At 57.8% G+C, this 1,629-nt stretch carries 3 protein-coding genes; all 3 read right to left on the minus strand.

Features of this window, described 5'->3' with window-relative positions; translation table 11 throughout:
- Window positions 1-223 precede the first annotated feature (223 nt).
- Genes ACESMB_RS14410 through ACESMB_RS14420 form a run of 3 tightly spaced genes read right to left on the minus strand, consistent with a single transcriptional unit; the run spans window position 224 to window position 1,612 of the window.
- Complete coding sequence (locus ACESMB_RS14410) at window positions 224-412, minus strand: hypothetical protein (RefSeq protein WP_372971928.1); 189 nt, start codon at window positions 410-412, stop codon at window positions 224-226.
- The gene (locus ACESMB_RS14415; RefSeq protein ID WP_372971923.1) at window positions 409-963 is read right to left on the minus strand and encodes a gamma-glutamylcyclotransferase; all 555 of its coding nucleotides are present in this window, start codon (window positions 961-963) and stop codon (window positions 409-411) included. The genes ACESMB_RS14410 and ACESMB_RS14415 overlap by 4 nt, the downstream gene beginning before the upstream one ends.
- Window positions 964-988: 25 nt before the next feature.
- Window positions 989-1,612, minus strand: coding sequence for a MarC family protein (locus ACESMB_RS14420; RefSeq protein ID WP_372971927.1), 624 nt, complete (start codon window positions 1,610-1,612; stop codon window positions 989-991).
- Window positions 1,613-1,629: the final 17 nt, after the last annotated feature.

The following is a 1,629-nucleotide window of genomic DNA, read 5'->3' on the forward strand; positions in this document are numbered from 1 at the left end:
GGAGCCGAGGGGGTAAATCTCTCCAAAACCGTTCGGAGCCATGGATGGCGGAGCCCGAGCGTCACATGGATGTGCCGAAGGAGCGCGTTTTGGAGAGATCTGCCCCCTCGGCGAATGCACCCAACTGAGAGTTATCACTGGAGTACGGGAGTCACCGGGAAGAGTTGTTTCGCTGGCTCAAACTCCCAAATTTCGAGCAAAACCAGAAATAGGAGTTCCCATGTCAGGCAAAACCGTAAACAGCGCAATCCTTCTGCTGGTGATCGGCAACGCCATGGCATTGATCAGCGACGTATTCATCAAACTGATGGAACCCGGCGCCCCCATCCTGGTCATGGTGCTGTCTGTCTTCCTGTTCCGGGAAAGGCTCACACCGCATAGCGCGCAGGGGTGGCTTTACGGCGAGTTTCAAAGCAGGTGGGATTCCAGTTCAAACACATGGGGATCATGATCGCCCAGTGCCCTCAGAGCCTCTGCCAGTTTCAGAAGATATTCGCTGTTGGGACCACTTGGGCCCGAAGAACACGCAATCTGGCGGGCAATATCAGATGAAGGCGCGGGCCCCAGGAAAGCGGCATTGTCTTCGGTAGCAATGTAAACAAGGCCCTCTTCGCTGCCGCCATCGTCGAACACCATGGGAGTCCTGAAGCGCAGGTAACCGTTTTTCTCGCGCACGTCCAGATGCTGGAACACTTCCGGCGATACCCGGTAGGCCATGCCCTTGCAGGTGGCGCCCGGCTGTTCAATCAGGGTGACTACCCGGCCTGGAGCTTCCGGAGTGCCGCGATGATCATGGGAGCCCTGCCAGAACCGACGCGCCCAACCCTCAATGGTTGCCGGGCGCTGCTCAAGAAACGGGAAATCCACCTTGTAGATCAGCGAACCGTAACCGAACAGCCATACCGACGACAGTCCCTTAAAGTTCTGGCGCTTGCGGTTGTGTTCAACGGTTGTTACTGACATCAGCTTCGATCATCTCCGAAATTCATTAAACAGAGGCCATGAAGCCGGCAATCCCCGTCAACACGATTTCCGCCGCCATCGCGGACAGTATCAGACCGCTGATCTTGGACAGTATGTTCAGCCCGGTCGTGCCCAGAACTTTCTCAAGGTAACCGGACAGGTGCAGCAGCACGCCCAGTATGGCCAGGCCCGAGACCAGCCCCAACAGGCCACCGAGCACCTCCGATACGCTGCTCAGTTCGGCACCGTAGACCAGAATAGCACCAATGGTGGCAGGGCCGATCATCACCGGTATGGCCAATGGCACCACGGCGATGTCATCACGGTCCTCCTCCGGCAGCCCGGTGGCGTGGTTGCGGGTACCACTGGTAACCAGGCTGATGGCCGTCAGGAACAGCAGGCTGCCGGCGCCTATCCGGAACGAGTTCAGGGTAATACCAATGGCACTGAACAGCAGCGGGCCGGCAAAGAACAGTATCAGCCCCAGAATCAGCGCCGAGACGGTGGAGCGGCGGATAATGGAGCTCTTTTCCGCCGCCGGCAGCCCCCGGGTCAGTGCCAGGAACATGGTTACCACGAAAAACGGCGCCAGCAGAAACAGGAAACGGATCGTGCTGCTGATGTAGGTACTGAAAAATGCTTCAAACATTCGGAATATCCGGCCAG

Source organism: Marinobacter sp., assembly GCF_041686475.1.
Taxonomy (GTDB): domain Bacteria; phylum Pseudomonadota; class Gammaproteobacteria; order Pseudomonadales; family Oleiphilaceae; genus Marinobacter.